At 71.0% G+C, this 17,495-nt stretch carries 16 protein-coding genes and 1 pseudogene; 7 read left to right on the plus strand and 10 right to left on the minus strand.

Annotated elements, in window-relative coordinates:
- Positions 1-2 precede the first annotated feature (2 nt).
- Positions 3-494 (plus strand): YfbM family protein, encoded by a 492-nt coding sequence (locus ABH926_RS31835; RefSeq protein WP_370369594.1) that lies wholly within the window; start codon positions 3-5, stop codon positions 492-494.
- A gap of 64 nt (positions 495-558) precedes the next feature.
- On the opposite strand, the gene ABH926_RS31840 is transcribed toward ABH926_RS31835, so the two are convergent.
- The 3 genes from ABH926_RS31840 to ABH926_RS31850 form a co-directional block, all read right to left on the minus strand.
- Positions 559-894 (minus strand): hypothetical protein, encoded by a 336-nt coding sequence (locus ABH926_RS31840; RefSeq protein WP_370369595.1) that lies wholly within the window; start codon positions 892-894, stop codon positions 559-561.
- 37 nt (positions 895-931) lie between these two features.
- Positions 932-1,621, minus strand: coding sequence for a hypothetical protein (locus ABH926_RS31845; RefSeq protein ID WP_370369596.1), 690 nt, complete (start codon positions 1,619-1,621; stop codon positions 932-934).
- 190 nt (positions 1,622-1,811) lie between these two features.
- Complete coding sequence (locus ABH926_RS31850) at positions 1,812-1,976, minus strand: hypothetical protein (RefSeq protein WP_370369597.1); 165 nt, start codon at positions 1,974-1,976, stop codon at positions 1,812-1,814.
- A gap of 96 nt (positions 1,977-2,072) precedes the next feature.
- Here ABH926_RS31850 and ABH926_RS31855 point away from each other — a divergent pair, with 96 nt between their 5' ends.
- Complete coding sequence (locus tag ABH926_RS31855; protein ID WP_370369598.1) at positions 2,073-2,417, plus strand: hypothetical protein; 345 nt, start codon at positions 2,073-2,075, stop codon at positions 2,415-2,417.
- Here ABH926_RS31855 and ABH926_RS31860 read toward each other — a convergent pair.
- The 4 genes from ABH926_RS31860 to ABH926_RS31875 all read right to left on the minus strand — a co-directional run bounded on the left by ABH926_RS31860 (position 2,399) and on the right by ABH926_RS31875 (position 6,866).
- Complete coding sequence (locus tag ABH926_RS31860) at positions 2,399-2,866, minus strand: Gfo/Idh/MocA family oxidoreductase (protein ID WP_370369699.1); 468 nt, start codon at positions 2,864-2,866, stop codon at positions 2,399-2,401. The genes ABH926_RS31855 and ABH926_RS31860 overlap by 19 nt on opposite strands.
- Before the next feature lie 67 nt (positions 2,867-2,933).
- Positions 2,934-4,082 carry an NAD(P)/FAD-dependent oxidoreductase gene (locus ABH926_RS31865; RefSeq protein WP_370369599.1) on the minus strand — a complete coding sequence of 383 codons (1,149 nt, stop codon included), beginning with the start codon at positions 4,080-4,082 and terminating at the stop codon, positions 2,934-2,936.
- Positions 4,079-6,103 carry a LodA/GoxA family CTQ-dependent oxidase gene (locus tag ABH926_RS31870; RefSeq protein ID WP_370369600.1) on the minus strand — a complete coding sequence of 675 codons (2,025 nt, stop codon included), beginning with the start codon at positions 6,101-6,103 and terminating at the stop codon, positions 4,079-4,081. The genes ABH926_RS31865 and ABH926_RS31870 overlap by 4 nt, the downstream gene beginning before the upstream one ends.
- Before the next feature lie 154 nt (positions 6,104-6,257).
- The gene (locus ABH926_RS31875; RefSeq protein WP_370369602.1) at positions 6,258-6,866 is read right to left on the minus strand and encodes a TetR/AcrR family transcriptional regulator; all 609 of its coding nucleotides are present in this window, start codon (positions 6,864-6,866) and stop codon (positions 6,258-6,260) included.
- Between the two features lie 56 nt (positions 6,867-6,922).
- On the opposite strand from ABH926_RS31875, the gene ABH926_RS31880 reads away from it, so the two are divergent.
- Both ABH926_RS31880 and ABH926_RS31885 read left to right on the plus strand, forming a co-directional pair.
- A complete protein-coding gene (locus ABH926_RS31880) occupies positions 6,923-7,855 on the plus strand; it encodes an alpha/beta fold hydrolase (protein ID WP_370369700.1) in 933 nt (310 codons plus the stop codon).
- A gap of 93 nt (positions 7,856-7,948) precedes the next feature.
- Positions 7,949-8,848 (plus strand): 5,10-methylenetetrahydrofolate reductase, encoded by a 900-nt coding sequence (locus ABH926_RS31885; RefSeq protein ID WP_370369603.1) that lies wholly within the window; start codon positions 7,949-7,951, stop codon positions 8,846-8,848.
- A 143-nt stretch (positions 8,849-8,991) separates the two neighbouring features.
- On the opposite strand, the gene ABH926_RS31890 is transcribed toward ABH926_RS31885, so the two are convergent.
- Positions 8,992-11,262 carry a helix-turn-helix domain-containing protein gene (locus ABH926_RS31890; RefSeq protein WP_370369604.1) on the minus strand — a complete coding sequence of 757 codons (2,271 nt, stop codon included), beginning with the start codon at positions 11,260-11,262 and terminating at the stop codon, positions 8,992-8,994.
- 282 nt (positions 11,263-11,544) lie between these two features.
- Between ABH926_RS31890 and ABH926_RS31895 the strand changes: the two genes are divergently transcribed.
- On the plus strand, positions 11,545-12,693 hold the full coding sequence (locus ABH926_RS31895) for a lactonase family protein (RefSeq protein WP_370369605.1): 1,149 nt from the start codon (positions 11,545-11,547) through the stop codon (positions 12,691-12,693).
- 100 nt (positions 12,694-12,793) lie between these two features.
- On the opposite strand, the gene ABH926_RS31900 is transcribed toward ABH926_RS31895, so the two are convergent.
- Positions 12,794-14,503, minus strand: a complete 1,710-nt coding sequence (locus tag ABH926_RS31900) for an FAD-dependent oxidoreductase (protein WP_370369606.1) — start codon at positions 14,501-14,503, stop codon at positions 12,794-12,796.
- A 102-nt stretch (positions 14,504-14,605) separates the two neighbouring features.
- Here ABH926_RS31900 and ABH926_RS31905 point away from each other — a divergent pair, with 102 nt between their 5' ends.
- Both ABH926_RS31905 and ABH926_RS31910 read left to right on the plus strand, forming a co-directional pair.
- Positions 14,606-14,899, plus strand: coding sequence for a DUF1876 domain-containing protein (locus ABH926_RS31905; protein ID WP_370369607.1), 294 nt, complete (start codon positions 14,606-14,608; stop codon positions 14,897-14,899).
- A 115-nt stretch (positions 14,900-15,014) separates the two neighbouring features.
- Positions 15,015-16,063 (plus strand): annotated as a pseudogene (locus tag ABH926_RS31910) (DUF1254 domain-containing protein).
- Here the strand turns inward: ABH926_RS31910 and ABH926_RS31915 are convergent.
- Complete coding sequence (locus ABH926_RS31915; RefSeq protein ID WP_370369608.1) at positions 16,060-17,493, minus strand: PAS domain-containing protein; 1,434 nt, start codon at positions 17,491-17,493, stop codon at positions 16,060-16,062. The pseudogene ABH926_RS31910 and the gene ABH926_RS31915 sit on opposite strands and share 4 nt — an antisense overlap.
- Between the last annotated feature and the right edge of the window lie 2 nt (positions 17,494-17,495).

A 17,495-nucleotide genomic window follows, 5' to 3' on the forward strand; every position in this document is an offset into this window, starting at 1 on the left:
CCATGAGCATGATCGGGGAATACCTGCGGGTGACACCCGCCGAATTGGGACGCGCCGTCCAAGACCCGCGCTGGGCCTACGACTATGCCCAGGAAGTCCTTGATTCCCAAGAGGAATCGGACCCGGACCCGCTCATGTCACGGTGCTTCTCCACGCACAAGGCCTGGGACTATCTCGGGTTCTTGCTGCGCAGGTCGCAGTTCCCGGTCGACATCCACGGCGAGCAGTCTTTCGCCGAAGACGAAGACTGGGGCTACGGTCCGCCGAAGGCCCTGCCGGCCGAACGCGTCCGCGTCGCGGCGGAAGCCCTCCGCCGGACCGACTACGACGGTCTCGTCAAAGGCCTTGAGGCCGCCGACCTGTTCGGCGTCTATCCCGGGGTCTGGGATCGCCCCGACGCCATCGAGTGGGGACGTGAGGTGTTCGACTCGCTCACCCTGTTCATCGGCGCCACCGCGGCGGCCGGCGATGCCCTGCTGATCTGGCTCGACTGACGACCGCAACCGGCGGGCTTGGCGGAGCCACCGGCAGGCATGGCGTTCGAGCATCGGGCCGGTATCAGCCTTCTGAGTCCGCGCCGTCACCCGCGCCATGCAACTCGTCGAAGCGGACCTCCTCGCCCCAGCGAAGCCGCGACTCGGGAAGCCAGTCCTCCAACAGCCGCAGGAGGTTCCGGCGCATACCCGCCCCAGTCGCGAGCGACGGCACGCCGGGCTGCCAGACCGGGAAGGACTGAACGTCGCCGGCCGATGTCTCCAGCCTCAGCTCGACCCCCGGGCCGGGGTTGAAGCCGTCGGTGTACTCGACGACGACCGTGCTGTGGCGCACCAGTTCCCCCGCCCGGAAGGCGGTCTCCAGACAGGGCCGGACGGCCTCATCGTCGATGACCGACATGAGACCGTCCGGGAGGTTCCCGCCATCCGAAGGATGGTCACATCCCACAGGCATGGCCGTTCGCGCAGCCGGCCGAGGTGAACGAGCCCGTGATGTTGAGCGTGGCGTGCCCGGTGTCGCCGTCGACCTCGACCTCGAAGGTGACCGTGTCGGTGTAGGTCAGGTAGTCGTAGTCGTGGTCCGGATTGTAGGCACCGTGCAGCTGGTAGGAGCAGGGCACCGGGTGGCCGATGGCCCGCCCCTGGTTCACCCCGTTGCGCGTCCAGCCCATCCCGACCTCGTTAATGTCGCCGACGACGATCGCACACAGCCCGGAGCTCACCTTGTAGCCCCACGGCCCGGTCGTCCCGCCGCACGCGTGTTGGAAGGAGTACGTGCCGTCGGAGTCGCTGAAGCTGTAGGGATCGTTGCAGTAGAGCCAGGCCCCCTGCGGCCCGGCCACCGAGGAAGCGGCCTTCACCCCGGTCGCCCGGGCGCCGGCCCGCTGGGCGAGATCGGCCCGCACCTGGGCCAGCTTGGTCGCGTCGAGCGTCTTGTCGAAGGTGACGGAGAGGACGGAGTCAGTCCCCGCACCCCCGTTCGCCGAGTCGATCGTCACCACGGACCCATTGTCGGACCCATTGCCGTTCGCGGTGCTCGCCTGCGCGGGCATCGCGGCGAACGTGGTGATCGTGGCGATCGACAGGACGGCGCCGATGACAGCACCGGCGGCCTTACGTATGCGCATGCGTTTCCTTTGTCCCCGACGGAGCGTTCCGCCCCGGAACGCGTAGAACAGATTTGCGGATCAGTACCCGCAGCATCTACGCACTTGTAGTGAACGCATGGCAAAGCTCTGATGCTCTCACACATGAGCCGGAGCAGGGCACGCCGGACCTCCGTCCGGCGCGCCCTGAACCAGCCACCGAGACGCACGCCTACAGCGCCTTCTCCACGGCCGCGGTGAAGGTCTCGGCTGTCCTCTCGATCTCCTCCTTCGAGCTGTGCGCCGTGACGCCGAACCCCGCTCCCAGGTACGCGTCCGACAGGCCGACGGCGATCGCGATCGACCGGGATTCCTCCCGGTGCCGGGCAAGGGGCACCGGGCCGTTCCTTTGCACGACGTCATCGGCGCTCTACCGGTGTGCGCGATGGCGGCTCGACACGGCTTGCGGGGTACCGGTCATCCAGACTCCCCTGTGCGCGCGGCCGCGGACGCCGTCGCGCTCGCGGTGGCGGAGCTGACGCAGAGCTCTGCGGCTCGCGCCTTCCTCGACGAGTTGGCCGCCTCGATTGCCGACGCCGTGCTCGCGCTGAGCGCCACCTTCGACCCCGGACACGTCTTCCTCAGCGGGGAGGTGTGCCTGGCGGGCGGGCAGCGCCTGGCGGAGTCGGTCACCGCGGCTGTAGCCCCGAGAAGCCCGGTCCCCATCGAGGTGGGGATCGGTTCGGCGGGCTCCGACGCGGTGCTCGCCGGCGCCCTGGCCGTGGCCCTGGACCGGGCGCGCGACGACTTGTTCGGGCCTCAGTGGTCGGCGGGCTGACTAGTCAGTTCCACGACACGCCCTTCGCGCGCGGACAGCACCGCGGCGTCTATGACGTCCAACGTGGGCAGGGTGGATGCCGGGTCCACGGGCAAAGGAGTTCCCTGACGCAGCGCGGCTTCCAGCTGTCGGTAGAACTCCTCGTAGGAACCCGGTTCCGCACGCACGGCGCGGCTGCCGTTCGCGTCGGTGAGCAGGCCCCATCGGCTCTCCGGCGTACTCCCCCATTCGGGCATGCCCGGACGCAGCCCTTGCGCCAGCGCGTCTTCCTGACCGTCCATTCCGGAGACCGTGTAAACGCCCCGCTCCCCGACCAGCCGGAAGCGCGGCCCGGAGTCCCGGACGACGGCGCTGGCCCACAGGTCGGAGGCGGTCCCGCCGCGGTGATGCAGGGTGAGGAACGCGCCGTCGTCGACCTGCGCGCCGGGACGGCGGCACGCACTGTGGATCGTTGGTGACGACTGCGGCCAGCGACAACCTCGGGACCGAGGCGATCAACCGCTGGACCGATTTATATCAATGTTCTGGGACACGTCGCGCCCAGAACGGATGCTGGGCCCAGCGCGCTTCTTGGGCGTGGACGGCGCGGTATCCCTGTCCGTAGGCGGCGCGGGCGGTGGCGACCGCGGTGGCGTATTCCGGCAGGGCGGCCATGTCGCCGCGCAGTCGGGCCGCAACGGCTTTGCCGGCGCTGAGACCGGTGTAAAGAGCGGTCAGGATGCCTTGGGAGGACAGGGGATCGAACGCCGCCGCCGCGTCGCCGGCCGCTGTCCAGCCCGGTCCGTGCACCCGGTCCAGATACGCCGTGTGCGCCGGTGCGCGGCCGGGGGCGGGCAGGGTCGTGAGGTCGTGGTCCCGGACGCGGGCCGAGACGTGCCGGGTGGCCAGCATCCGGCGGCGGAATTCGGTGGCGGTACGCGGGACGGCGGACGGCAGATCGGGGTCGGTGAAGTAGACGACGAGGCGTCGGCGGCTTGGCATCAGGGCCGTGTACCACCAGCCGTCCGGGTCGGACTCGACGAGGTTGCGGCCGTCCGCCGGCTGGTCTCGCGCGCCGGGGACGGCGGCGAGGGTGAGGTGGTGCGCGGTGAGGCGGTCGGTGGTCCGGCGGCGGGCTCCGGCGGGGATCGCGATGGCGGCCTTGCGTCCCGTGGCGTCTATCACCCAGCGGCAGTGCACGGCCCGCTCCGAGCCGTCCTGGCGATCGTGCAGCGTGATCCGCCAGCCGTCGTCAGACGACCGCGTCAGCCGCTGCACCGACACCGACGTGCGATCGGCGACTTCGGCGCCCGCGGCCCCGGCGGCGGTGCGCAGGCGCCGGTCGAACAGCGGACGGTCGAGGTGCCAGCCGTGCCCGTAGGGGTCGCGCAGTGAGTCGACGGCGTGCAGGTCCGCCGAGCCCCAGGCGGACAGGCTGCCGTAGCAGGGCGAATGGCCGCTGCCCAGCACTTCATCGGCGACCCCGAGGTCGGCCAGCAGCAGCCGCGCCACCGAGACCAGCGACTCGCCGAGTTTGGGCGGGCCGCCGCCGGCGTCGGCGAGCAGGACCCTGCGACCCTCCCGGGCCAGGGTGAGCGCGGCGGCACACCCGGCGGGCCCGCCGCCGGCGACCACGACGTCGTAGACGCCGCGATCGCCGGCAGCCGCATGGCGCGGTGGCGTCACAGCGCCTCATGGAAGGGGTCGAGCTTCTCCAGGTATCCGGCGGTGATCGCGGCCTCGTCGTAGCCCGTCGCCCTCATGGCCTCCTGGACCGCGTTGGTCACCAGCCCGGCCTCGACCTGCTCGGCCGGGACCTCGCCGGTCCAGGTGCCGGCCGCGGCGGCCATCATCGGCGCCCCGGCCTGCGGCACCTGGATGTTGATGAGGTTGGCGTAGTCGGGCTGCTCGCCCAACTCGCCGCCGGGAACGGACTCCACCTGGAGGTACTCCGGGAACTTCCCGTCCCTGCCGGTGTACCTGCGCATGTGGACGATTCCGAACAGATACCAGTCCCGGATCATCTGCCGGCGCTGCATGTTCATGTCGCTGCCGCTGAGCCCGCGCAGCCACACCGCGCGGTGCTCGAACGCCTGCTCCCGCTCCTGGTCGGGCTTGCCGGTGTCGTTGACGATGGCGAAGTCCGACTCCTTGAGCACCTGGTTGGGCATCTGAGCCGGCCAGAACGTGGGCAGATAGGGGCTGTAGCGCGGGCCGAGACCGCTGACCACCTGGTAGCCGGAGCGGCAGCTGGCGGTGTCGCACTGCCAGGGCGCCGCCATCCAGCGGGTCAGGTCGCCGGGCCCCTGCGCGTACAGGGGGCCGTCCTTGCGGCTGAGTTCCTTCTCGGTGAGCACCGGACCGTAGTCGGGCTCGGCGCCTTCCCGATGCAGGATGCGGAACGGCTCGGAGTACATCGAGGCGTGCCGCACCGGCCAGGTGACCTCACAGCCCGGGTGGAAGGCCTCCGCGGCACAGTTCTCCAGCGCGCCCCGGTCGAGCAGCACGGGCTGCACGGCCACCGGCGCCTGGTCCACGTCCGGGTGGCTCACCGGCCCCTCGCCGGGGGTGAAACGGCCCATGGCCCACTCGGCGAGCTTCCGGTCCTGGACCGCGGAGAGCATGATGTGCTGCCGCACCGAGGTGGCCTTCCCGGCGCTCATCGCGTCGCCGTACACCCACGGCCACGGCACCGGCGACTCCCCGTCCCGGTCGAAAGACCGCATGTTGATATAGACCTGGCGGCGCAGCTCGGCGGTGGACTCGCCCGGGTCGCGCAGCCGCCGGCGCATGTCCGGGTCCAGGAAGTCGTGCGGCCCGCGCCAGCCGAACTCGGCGGCGAACCCGCGGTTCGTCCACTGGAGCTGGCAGAACCGGGCCAGGATCGGCTCGATGTCGCCGTCGTAGGTGAGCTTCGAGGGCATCGGCTGGGTGCCCTCGGTGGCGAAGACGTCCTCCAGCACGTCGTACAACGTCCGGACGGTCTTCACCCCCGGCGCGTAGTGCGGCGGGGCGACCACGACCCAGGCCCGGGTGGCGTCGACCTTCTTGCCGTCGAGCCAGACCGACGCGGCGACCGGGCCGTCGGAGGTGTCGTCGTACCAGCCGTCGTTGTTCGCCACGCCGGTGATCGGGGGTTCGACGTCGGCCCAGGCCGCGGCCTTGCCGACACCGCCGGCGACCAGCAGCCGGCCGGCCGCGCCGACGGACATCGAACCGAGGTCGACCGGGACGCCCATGATGGTCCCGCCGTCGAACTCCGCCTTCTGCTCACCCCCGCCCTTGGAGACTCGCAGGGTCCGGGCCTTGGGATCGATGACCAGTCCCCCGCGCGCTGTCTCCTTCTGGTTCCGCAGACTTCGCTGATCGGCGCTCAGTTTGTCGGCCTCGGGGATGTCCAGCGGGATGAAGAACTTGTACCAAGCGGCCTTCTTGTTGGCCACGTGCACCGTCCACTCGATCCCTGAGACGTCCTCATCCTCCAGTGTGAGCTCCCTGACGACCTTTCCAGCGCTGTCGTAGCCGTAGAGGCGGAACCGTGCGGCCTGCCGGACGATCCTGCCTTCTTCGTCCTTATACGTGCTCATGTCCAACGGCGGCGCGTCGGGCGACTCGGGGCCGATGAACGCGGGCCTCGGGCTGTTGCCGACTCGGGCGATACCGATTGCGGGGTGGATCTTCACCTGAACGATCTGCTGTGCATCCATGGCCGATGGCCTCCGGGTGATCGGGAGAATTCCCGGAGACCAACCTAGGGTGATCATGGACGGTAAGGGTGGCCTAATAGCCGCTTCAGGTGACCACCCCGGCTCTGGCCCCTACCTGAGCTGGCCGGACGCGGGCGCCACGTAGTCGTATTGATCAGCCGAGCTGATCGCGCTCCGGAATCTTCTGGTTCTTGATGATGAGCGCGTCGAGCGTCACGCCTACGACGGCCCGAAGCTGCGCCGGGCTCGCTCCCGCTCTGCTCATGACCGCCAGAGACTGGTTCACGGCCACTGTGTGCACAGCGAAGTCCTCGGCGTCCCGGTCGGCCAGCCCCCCGGCCTTCAGCGCGGCGTGCAGGCGCTGACGCTGGAGGCCGAACACCGCCTTGGTGTGCGCTGCCACGCGCGGGCTCAGCGCCGGAATCACCATGGCCGACTGGGCGATCAGGCAGCCGTCGGGCACGTCGGGATCGGCGATGCGCCCCAGCGTGACGCCGAAGAACGCACGAATCGCGGCAACGGGATCCGAGGCCGCGCACGACAGAGCGGTGTCGTACATCGCGCCATAGCGCGCGGAGTAGCGATCCAGGCAACGCAGGAAGAGCGCGTCCTTGTCGCCGAGCGAGGAGTAGATGGAGCTGCGGTTCAGGCCGGTCGCGCGGGTCAGATCGTCGAGCGAGGTGTCGGCGTAGCCGGTCCGCCAGAACTGGATCATCGCGGCGTCGAGCGCCGTGTCCACATCGAACTGCTTCTTGCCTGCCATGTGGGCATTCTATCTTGAACTGATCGGTTCAAGATGTGTAGCCTTCCGGCATGACCATGACGATGACCGACACCGCAGCACCCGGCCTGCCCCTGCACGACGTGCCCGGATTCACTCACCGCTGGGTCGACGCCGACGGCATCGGCCTGCATGCCGTCGAGGGCGGCCAGCCGTCCGGCCCGGCCGTCGTCCTGCTCGCCGGGTTCCCGCAGACCTGGTGGGCCTGGCGGAAGGTCATGCCGAGCCTCGCCGCCCGGTTCCGCGTCATCGCGATCGACCTGCCGGGCCAGGGCCACTCCGAGCGTCCGGAGCGCGGTTACGACACGCACACCGTCGCCGCGCACGTTCAGGCCGCGGTGGACGCCCTCGGGGTGTCGTCCTACTGGCTGGCCGGGCACGACATCGGCGCCTGGGTCGCTTTCTCTGTGGCTCTCAACCACGAATCTCCGGCCCTCAACCACGAGAGCCGCCTGCGCGGGCTCGCGCTGCTGGACGCCGGAATCCCCGGCATCACGCTCCCGAATGCGATCCCCCTCGACGCCGATCGGGCCTGGAAGACCTGGCACTTCGCCTTCCACCTCGTGCCCGACCTGCCCGAGACCCTGCTGGCCGGCCGCGAGCGGGACTATGTCAGCTGGTTCTTGAACGCCAAGGCCCTCGCCCCGGACACGTTCGACGAGGCCGAGCTCCACCACTACGCCGCGGCCCTCGCCGCCGACGGCGCCCTGCGCGCCAGCCTGGCCTACTACCGGGACGCCTCCGAGTCGGCGCGCAAGAACCACCAAGCACTCCAGCAGCGGCGCCTGACCGTGCCCGTCCTCGGAATCTCCAGCAGCCACGGCTCCATCCCGGACATGGCGGCCTCCATCAGCCCGTGGGCCGAGAACGTCACCGGCGTCATCGTGCCCGACGCCGGACACTTCATCCCCGATGAGCAGCCCGAAGCCGTCGCCGCCGCCATAGCCGCGTTCATCGGCTCCGACGAGTGAACGCCCTGGACGCCCTGGACGCCCTGGACGCCCGACGTCTCACAGAGTGAAAACAGGATTCCGCATGCCGAACAGCCTGCTAGCTTCCACCGCATGCTCCTGGCCAACGCCCACGACGGCGGCGCTCTGCTTCTCGGCGTCGTACCGCCCCGTCTGACCACCGGCCGCGAGCGCGTCCGGGAGATCGCCGAGGTGACGCTCGCGCGCCTGAACCGCGTGGACGTCGACGGCCTCGCGCTGTACGACATCGACGACGAGAGCGACCGCAACCCGGCCGAGCGTCCCTTCCCCTACCTGCCGACCATGGATCCGGCGACGTACCACGCCGAGTACCTCGGCGCCTGGGACCGTCCGACGGTCATCTACCGCTGCGTGGGCAAGTACACCGAGGCCGAGCTCGGCACCTGGCTCCGGCAGGCGGACACCGGCCGCGTCCACTCCGTCTTCGTCGGCGCGTCGTCGAAGGACAAGGACGTCCGGACCCGCCTGCCGCAAGCCCAGGCCCTGCGGCGCAGCGTCCGCCCCGACCTGCTGCTCGGCGGCGTCGCCATCGCCGAGCGCAAGGACGAGTACCTCCGCCTGATCGCCAAGCAGACCGAGGGCTGCTCCTTCTTCATCTCCCAGGTCGTCTACAACACCAACGCCGCCAAGAACCTCGCCTCCGACTACTACTACGCCTGTCGCGAGCGCGGCCTGGCCCCGAACCCGATCCTGTTCACCCTCTCGGTCTGCGGCTCGGTCAAGACCCTGGCATTCCTCACGTGGCTCGGCGTCGACGTCCCGGACTGGCTGGCGAACTCCCTGCGGCACGCGGACGACACCCTCACCGAGTCGTTCGAGCACTGCGTCGCCGGCGCCCGCGACCTGACCGCCTTCTGCCGCAAGCTCGGCATGCCCTTCGGCTTCCTGATCGAGAGCGTGTCGAACCGCCGGGTCGAGATCGAGGCCTCGGCGGCGCTGGCGCAGGAGGTCGGAGTGGTGCTCGGCCGCTGAGCGGCTTCGCCGCGGTCCGCGACTCCGCCGCGATGGGCCAGCGCGTCATCGGACACCGCCCGCTGCCTGTGTGACATGTCGCCGTGGCCGGGGGGGGACCGACGCCGGCCACGGCGTCCTCAGGCCCCGCGACCGCCTTCAGATCAGGTACCGGCGCCACCCCACAGCTCCAGCAACTGATCGGCCTCCGCCACATCCGCCGTGGCCTCCAGCGCGGCGAACCGCTCCCGGGCCGCGCGCATTGTCGCGACCGCCTCGCCGGTCCGGCCCAGACGATGCAGCGTCCGCGCGAGCTTGACCTCGGCTCGGGCCTGCTGCGCGGCCATGTCCAGGCGCTCGCCGGCGGCGACGGTGGCGCGGTAGAACTCCTCGGCCGGCACGTCCTCGCCGAGTGCCTCGTGGGCCAGGCCCAGGCTCCAGGTGCAGCTCATCCGGTTGACGTCGGCCACCATCCGCCCGCCCGGGGTGTCCTGCGGGACGCGCGTCATCTCCATGGCCTGGTGGAGCATCCCGACCGACTCGCGCGCGCGGTCCACGGCGATCAGGATCGAGCCCAGGGTGACCAGCGCCGCCGCGTGGCCCTCGTGGTCCCCGGCCTCGGCCATCAGGCGGGTCGCCGTCTCGGAGTAGGGCAGCGCGGTGCCGGGTTCGACGCGCAGCAGCGAGTGCGCCGCGTACTGGTAGCCCCAGGCCTGTTGGCGAAGGTCCCCGGCCTGCTCGGCGATCCGGGCCGCATCCAGGGCGATGTCCGCCGCCCGCCTGCGCTCGCCGCGGACCGCGTAGGCCCAGGCCAGATAGTTCAGCTGTGTCGCCTGCGCGACGGAGTCGCCTAACCGCTCGGCCGCCGCTACAGCGCCGCCGAACAGCTCCTTCCAGTTTTCCCAGTACTCCCAGTGGTCTGAGAACCAGTGCAGGGCTTCGGCGGTGTCCACGACCTGGCGGTCCCACCGGTGCGCGGCGGCGATCCGGTAGGCGCCGAACCAGTTGTCGGCCTCGGCGTGCAGCCAGGCCGAGGCGGCCTCCGCGGTCGAGAGGTCGATCGGGCCCTGCCAGTCGGCGGGGGCGGCGCCGTAGTCGGGTTCGAACCAGCGGCCGGCGGCGACGGTGACGCCGAGCAGCCAGTCCGTCATGGCCCTGAGCAACCGGTCCCGTTCCTCGGCCGGCTCCTCCGACGCCAGGCGGTCCCCGGCGAACAGGTGGATCAGGTCGTGGAATCCGTAGCGGCCGTCGCCGGCCTGGGCCAGCATGCCGAGCTCGTACAGCTCCTCCAGCAGGTCTTCGGTCTCGAAGACGCCGGACTGGCAGAGCACGGATGCCAGGCCCGGCTCGAAGTCCGGCCCGGGGACGAGCGCCAAGCGGCGGCACAGGCGCCGGGCCGCGGGCGTCAGCTGGTCGTAGGACATCGCGAACGCCGCGGTGACCTGGAGGTCCCCGGCGTTGAGCTGCCCGAGCCGCCGCTCGGAGTCGGCCAGCCGTTCGGCGAGCTGCCGTGCCGTCCAGTTCGGCCGGGTGGCCAGCCGGTTGCCGATGATCCGCAGCGCCAACGGCAGCCCGCCGCACAGCCCCGCGAGGTCGGCCAGGCCCTCGCCGCGCGGGCCCTCGGCGCCGCCGATGATGCGGCTGATCAGCGCGATCCCGGCGTCGGCGGCGAGCGCCGGGACGGCCAGGCGCCGGACGCCCTCGAGCCCGGTCAGCAGCCGCCGGCTGGTGACGAGCACGGGAGCCGTCCCGCCGCCGGGCAACAGCGGACGCACCTGCTCCTCGTCCCGGACGTTGTCCAGCACGACGACCGCCGGTTGCCGCTCCAGCATCGCGCGCAGTTGCCCCGACCGGCCGTCCACGCCCTCCGGCATGTCGCGGTTGGCGACGCCCAACGCCTTCAGCAGCCGGAACAGCGTCGCCGCCGGGTCCAGCGGCTCGGCATCCATGCCCCGTAGATCTATGGAGAACAAGTCCAGACCGGCCGACTCCGCCAGCTGTCGCCCCGCCTGCACTGCGAGCGTCGTCTTCCCGATGCCCCCGGGACCCGACAGGACCACCACCGACGCCGCCGGTCCGAAAGCGCCTGCCAGGGCCGCGATCTGCTCGATCTCGGCGTCGCGGCCGATGAAGTCCGGAACCGGCCGCGGCGGCACGCCCCATCCCGCCGGGGCGGTCACCGGCCTCGGACGGCCGGCGAGGGCCAGCTGCTCCAGCGCATCGCGCTCGGCCTCGTCCAGGCCCAGCCCGTCGGCCAACGCCATCACCGTGCGCCGCTGCGGCCCCAGGCTGTGGCCCCGCTCCAGCCCGCCGATCGTCCGGGCGCTGACACCGGATGTCTCGGCCAGCGCCTCGAGGGTCAGCCGGGCTCGCTGCCGAAGCCGGCGCAGCTCCGCGGCGAACGTGATCTCGCGGAGGTCCTCTCCTGGAGTCATTTTGAGCAGCTCCCACCCTCCTGGCGTGATCAACGAAGCGACCGTACCGGAAGCACTTCGGCTCAGGGGACGTAGCCAGGGGAAGGGGCACCGGCTAGGCCCAACGGGGTAAGTCCTCTGACCGTCCAGTGAGTCTGCACATTCTGGAATGAAGCCTGACATAACCTCCCATCGGCGAGCACAGCGCGGCTGGTGCCGGCCAGGGCCGGCAAGCCTGCAAGTCGGCAAGCCAGCAAGCCGCGCGGTGCACCGCCGACCGATTCGGTTCCAGGAGGGATCCCCATGCAGACAGTCATGCGTATCGGCGCCACAGCCGCAGCGTTCCTCACCGCCACAAGCGTTTCGACCGGCGCGGCCTCGGCGGCCGAGCACGGCCGCCCTGCCTTCGACCGGGGCGACGGCGGGGTCGTGTTCGCCCAGACCGACGCCACGACCGGCAACCAGGTCGTCGTCTACCACCGGGGTGACGACGGCAGCCTCACCCGGCTCGCGACCTACGACACCGGCGGGCTCGGCGGCGTCCTGGACGGCTCGATGGTCGACCATCTGGCCTCGCAGGGCTCCCTGACCTACGACCGGGAGAACAAGCTGCTGTACGCGGTGAACGCCGGCAGCGACACGGTCTCGGTCTTCGCCGTCTACGGGGACCTGCTCCGGCTGCGGCAGGTCGTCCCCTCCGGCGGCACCTTCCCGGTGAGCATCGCCGTACACGACGACACGGTCTACGTCCTCAATGCTCTGGACGGCGGCTCGGTCCAGGGCTACACCGTCGAGGACGGACGCCTGCTTCCGCGCCGCGACTGGAACCGCCCGCTCGGGCTGGACCCGAACGCCACGCCGCAGTTCACCAACACCCCCGGACAGGTCGGGTTCGCCGACTGGGGCCGCAAGCTGATCGTGACCACCAAGGCCAACGGCGACAACGTCGACGTCTTCGCCCTCGACGACGACGGCGCCCCCGCGCCGGCCCCGGTCGTCAACAACCTGCCGGCAGCGGTGCCGTTCGCCTTCACCACGGACCCGAAGACCGGGACGTTGTACGTGACGGAGGCCGGGCCGAACGCGGTGGCGTCGTTCCGCATCAACCGCGACGGAACCCTCGCACCTCTCCGGACAGCCGCCACCGGCCAGCAGGCGACCTGCTGGATCACCGCGGTCGGCGACCTGCTGTACGTCTCCAACGCCGGCAGCGCCACCGTCAGCATCTACCGCGCCGGCCGCGACGGCTCGCTGCACCCGGTCGGCACCGCGGCCACCGACCCCGGCACCGTGGACTCGGCCGCGTCCCGCGACGGCCGGTATCTATACGTGCAGACCGGCGGCGAGGGCATCCTGGACGCGTTCGCGATCAACCCGGATGGCACGCTCACCCCGATCGGCTCCGAAACCGTGCCGAACGCGGTCGGCGGCGAGGGCATCGTCGCCTCCTGAACCGGGCTGTCCCGGCGAAGCCATCCGGCATATCCGGGGCTGGTCCGCCCGCGACCGCGACCGACGCGGCCGTCCGGGCGGACCAGCCGGGCGTTCAGTTTCAGATCACGGCCACCTCGTCGGCCCTGCGCCGTTCGAACACCAGCCGGACCGCGGCCGAACCCTCGCCCACCGCGGCCGCGACCCGCTTGACACTCCCGGCGCGCACGTCCCCGACACAGAACACGCCGGGCACGCTGGTCTCGAAGGGGAACGCCGGTCGCCGGCCCGGCACCTGGCCGGTCAGGTCGTGGCCGGGTAGGTCGTGCCCAGGGAGGTCGTGGCCGGTCAGCAGGAACCCCGCAGCGTCGGTGGCGAGCTGGCCGGCAAGCCAGCCGGTGCACGGCGTGGCGCCGATGAAGACGAACAACCCGCCGATCTCCAGGCCCGTACGAGCACCGGAGGCATGATCGACCACTTCGATCCCGGTGACCGTGGTATCCGTCGAGATTCCGGCGACTTCCGTCTGAAGCAGCACCCGAACGTTCGGACTGGCCTCGATCGCGTCGATGAGGTACCGCGACATGGAGTGCTCCAGGTCGGGCCCGCGCACCAGCAGGTACACCGGATTCGAGGTCCGGGACAGGAACATCGCCGCCTGGCCCGCCGAGTTCGCTCCTCCGACGACGGCGACCGGCTTCCCGAGGCAGTATCTGGCCTCGGCGACGGTGGCGGCGTAGTAGACGCCGTTGCCCTCCCAGCCGTCGATGCCGGGCACGGCCAGGCGCCGGTACTCGGCGCCGGTGGAGACGATGACGTCCCGGGCCTGGAAGGTCCGTCCGTCGTCGCACGTGACCGTGTGCTTCCCGGCGCCGGCGGCGAACGCCACCGCCCGGGCGTTGCGGTGCAGCCGCACGCCGAACTTCGCCGCCTGGATCGCGCCGCGGGTGGCCAACTCCGCGCCCGACAGCCCCGCGGGGAAGCCCAGATAGTTCTCGATCCTTGATGACGTCCCGGCCTGCCCGCCGAAGGCCGCGGCGTCGATGAGCACGGTCTGCAGCCCTTCGGACGCCCCGTACACCGCCGCCGCCAGACCTCCCGGGCCGCCGCCCACCACGAGCAGGTCGCAGACCCCTTGGTCGTCCTGGCCGGCCTCGTCCGGCGCGGCCGGCTCCCCGAACTCCGCGGCGATGTCGGCGGGCTGCGGGTTGCGCATCAGGGGCCGGCCGGGGATGAGCACGATGGGCAGGTCGCCGGCCGGTACCTGGAGGTTCCGCAGAAGCGTCTCGGCATCCAGCTGGTCCTCCAGGTCCATCCAGTCGACGCCGATCCTGCTCAGCGCGAACGCCTGCAGCAGAGCCCGGCAGCGCTCGTCGTACCGGGAGCCGATCACCGTCAGCCCCGCGCCCCTCCTGACCAGGTTGGCGCTGCGTTCCAAGAACGTGCGGAGGATGTACTCGCTCAGGTCGGCGTCCTGCGCCATGACCTCCAGCACCCGGCTCACCGGCACCCGCAACAGCCGTCCCGCCTGCCTCATGACACCGTCGAAGCGCGCACGCTGCCCGGTGAGCATGCCGACTTCCCCCAGGAACTCGGCCGGTCCGTAGGACGCGACGAGGCGCTCGCCGGCCCGCCCCGACCGCTCCACGACGTCGGCGGCGCCCTCCAGGACCACGAACAGGTCGTAGGACGGGTCGCCGGCCGCGAAGAGGACCTCGCCGGCGGCGGCGATGGTCTCCGAGCCCACCGCGGACAGCCGCCTGAGCTGATCGCCGCTGAGAGGTGTGGCCGGGATCCACGGCGGGTTCACCGGCCGTCGTGAGTCTTCCATCCCTTCATCCTCCTCCGGAGCCGGGAAATGGGGCCAACGGCCCTGCCGGTCCGAAGCCGACGCTGCTTGACTGGGATGATCGAGCACGCCACGGAGGCGATCATGAGCGACGACACCACCCCCGCCGACCCGGGGCCCGCCGACGACTGGCACGTCACCATCCACCTGTCCGAGAACCGCACCGAGACCGGCGCCCGCGCGCTGCTCACCGCCCGGGACCGGGAGCTGACCGGCCGCGGGCAGGCGCACCGCAGCCCCTACGACCCCGACGTCCCGCGGATCGGCGACGAGCTTGCCGCCGGCCGGGCGCTGATGGACCTGGGGCGGCAGTTGCTGCAGGAGACCGAGCAGGACATCGAGGTGATCGAGGGGCATCCTGTCCACCTGAGCAGATAGCCGTGCGAGGCCGGCGACGGCTCGCTCGTTCGGGCGCCTGATCTCGCTGACCGGCCCGCCGGCCGACATCGTGGAGGGACCACCGGTTCCCATCCTGCGGCGATTGCGAGGCACCGTGAGCGTGCTGTCGGCCGACCTGAAAACGCTCGGACGCGAAGCCTACGTCTACCTGTATCCGCCGGTGATGATGGACGTGACCCGCGAGCAGGCGACCGCGGTACCGCCGGATGCGAAGCCGGGCTACGGGCCGCCGAACCAGTTCCACCACCTGCGGGCGTTCCCGCCCGCGGACTTCCGCGCGGTGGTGCGCCCCAACTTCGACACCTTGTACTCGAACGCCTGGCTGGACTTGACCGCGGGTCCGGTGCTACTACACGTCCGCGACACCGCCGGCCGGTACTACATGCTGCCGTTGATGGACATGTGGACCGACGTGTTCGCCGCCATCGGATCGCGCACCACTGGCACCGGTGACCAGGACTACCTCATCGTCGGCCCCGACAGCCCCGGCGCACCCCCGGCCGAGGCACCGGAGCACACGACCGTGATCCGCTCACCGACCACGCGGGTGTGGATCATCGGGCGCACGCAGACCAACGGCACGGCCGACTACGACGCGGTCCATCGCGTCCAGGACGGCTACACGCTGACCGGCTCGCCTCGCTGACCGGATTCGGCACCGCGGCCAACGGCTGGCGGACCTCGACCGACACGATGGGCACCTACGGGAACACCTACTTCAAGCGCGCGGCGGTCGCCGCCGGCGGGCTCGGCGCCAACCCGCCGGAGGACGCCGTCTACCCGATCCTGGCCGTGGACGCGGACGGCGAGCCGCTGCTCGGCGAGCGCGACTACATCCTGCACTTCGACGCCGGCGCCCTGCCCCCGGCCGGCGCCTTCTGGTCGGTGACGATGTACGACGGCCAGGGCTTCCAGGCAGCAAACCCCATCGGCCGCTTCGCACTCGGCGACCGCGATCCCCTGGTCTACAACGCCGACAGTTCGCTGGACATCCTCTTCTCGCACAACGACCCCGGCCTCGAACGGCGAGCCAACTGGCTGCCGGCCCCCACCGGCCCGCTGGGCGTCACCATGCGCATCTACGCCCCGGAACCCGAAGTGCTCGACGGACGCTGGAGCCCACCCGCGGTCCACAAGGCCTAAGAGTGTGGCGTTTCGCCCTCAGCCGTGGGGGCGAGCGTGAAGTAGAACGTGGCGCCCTCGCCAGGAGCGCTCCGGGCCCAAACCCGCCCCCCGTGCCGGGCGATGATGCGCGCGACGATGGCCAGGCCGATGCCGGTGCCCGCGAATTCGTCGGCGCTGTGCAGGCGCTGGAAGGGCACGAACAGCTTCGCGGCGTACTGAGTGTCGAACCCCACCCCGTTGTCGGCCACGAAGTAGGTCCGGGCGTCGTCCGTCCCGAGGGATCCCACGTGGATGCGGGCGGGCGCGCGGCCGGCGGTGAACTTCCAGGCGTTCGCGAGCAGGTTCTGCAGCACCACGGCCAGCAGCCGCGGGTCCCCGGTGGCGGGCAGGTCCTCGACAACGGTCTCGACCTCGCGTTCGGGATCCGCGCCGGCCAGGTCGGCGAGGATCTCGCGGGCCTGGTCGCCGAGGTTGACCGGACGGCGCAGCAGTTCGGTGCGGCCGGCGTGGGACAGGCTGATCAGGGCGTCGATCAGGTCGGACATGCGGTTCGTGGCGGTGTGCACGCGTTCGAGGTAGTCCCGGCCCGTCGCGTCGAGCTGTGCGGCGTGCTCCTCGAGCAGGATCTCGCTGAAGCTGCCGATCCTGCGCAGCGGAGCACGCAGGTCGTGGGAGACGGAGTAGGCGAACGCGTCGAGCTCGCGGGTGGTCGCCTCGAGCTCGGCGGTACGCTCCCGCACCCGGCTCTCCAGCTCGGTGATCAGCGTGCTGACATGCTGCTCGGCGCGCTTGAGGTCGGTGATGTCCGTGGAGATCCCGCAGACCCCGTTCGGACGGCCGTCCGGATCGGTGATCGGGTACTTCACCGTGAGGTAGGTGTGGGGGCCGTCGGGGTGCGGAGCGACCTCCTCCACCTGGATCGGGACGCCGCGCTTCAAGGCCTTGAGATCGTTGGCCCGGAACTTGTCCGCCGTCTCCTTCGGGAACAGGTCGTGGTCGGTCAGCCCGACCATGCTCTCCCGCCGGACGTTGAACAGCTGCTCGTACTCCCGGTTGACCAGGATGTAGCGGCCCTCGATATCGCGCATGTAGATCACCACGGAGGTGTTGTCGATCACCTTCCACAGTTGGCCGCTCTCCTTCGTGGCCTCCAGCAGCCCCGCCTGCTCGCGGCGCTCCCCCGCCTTCGCCCGGGTGGCGGCGCCCGCGACGACCAGCCCTGCGACCCCTAGGACGGCGACATCAGCGACCGCGACGGCGATCGCGGTCGTCCGGGACGGCGACGCGCCGGCCGAGGCGAGAACCAGCACGAGCACGGAGACAACGCCGGCCACGACGACGAGGACAGCCATGCCGACCAGCAGCGGCGCGCGCCGCAGCGCGGATGCCGCTGCGAGCAGCCCGCGTCGTGCGGCGCTGGATCCCGCGGGGCCGGGGCCGGAGGTCACCG

The sequence above is a fragment of the Catenulispora sp. GP43 genome, from assembly GCF_041260665.1.
GTDB lineage: Bacteria > Actinomycetota > Actinomycetes > Streptomycetales > Catenulisporaceae > Catenulispora.

Bases quoted from the DNA above. Each gene is read 5' to 3' on its own strand.
- ABH926_RS31835 (WP_370369594.1), top strand. From the start codon at position 3: ATGAGCATGATCGGGGAATACCTGCGGGTGACACCCGCCGAATTGGGA.
- ABH926_RS31840 (WP_370369595.1), bottom strand. From the start codon at position 894: ATGTCGGTCATCGACGATGAGGCCGTCCGGCCCTGTCTGGAGACCGCC.
- ABH926_RS31845 (WP_370369596.1), bottom strand. From the start codon at position 1,621: ATGCGCATACGTAAGGCCGCCGGTGCTGTCATCGGCGCCGTCCTGTCG.
- ABH926_RS31870 (WP_370369600.1), bottom strand. From the start codon at position 6,103: ATGGATGCACAGCAGATCGTTCAGGTGAAGATCCACCCCGCAATCGGT.
- ABH926_RS31875 (WP_370369602.1), bottom strand. From the start codon at position 6,866: ATGGCAGGCAAGAAGCAGTTCGATGTGGACACGGCGCTCGACGCCGCG.
- ABH926_RS31880 (WP_370369700.1), top strand. From the start codon at position 6,923: ATGACGATGACCGACACCGCAGCACCCGGCCTGCCCCTGCACGACGTG.
- ABH926_RS31885 (WP_370369603.1), top strand. From the start codon at position 7,949: ATGCTCCTGGCCAACGCCCACGACGGCGGCGCTCTGCTTCTCGGCGTC.
- ABH926_RS31890 (WP_370369604.1), bottom strand. From the start codon at position 11,262: ATGACTCCAGGAGAGGACCTCCGCGAGATCACGTTCGCCGCGGAGCTG.
- ABH926_RS31895 (WP_370369605.1), top strand. From the start codon at position 11,545: ATGCAGACAGTCATGCGTATCGGCGCCACAGCCGCAGCGTTCCTCACC.
- ABH926_RS31900 (WP_370369606.1), bottom strand. From the start codon at position 14,503: ATGGAAGACTCACGACGGCCGGTGAACCCGCCGTGGATCCCGGCCACA.
- ABH926_RS31905 (WP_370369607.1), top strand. From the start codon at position 14,606: ATGAGCGACGACACCACCCCCGCCGACCCGGGGCCCGCCGACGACTGG.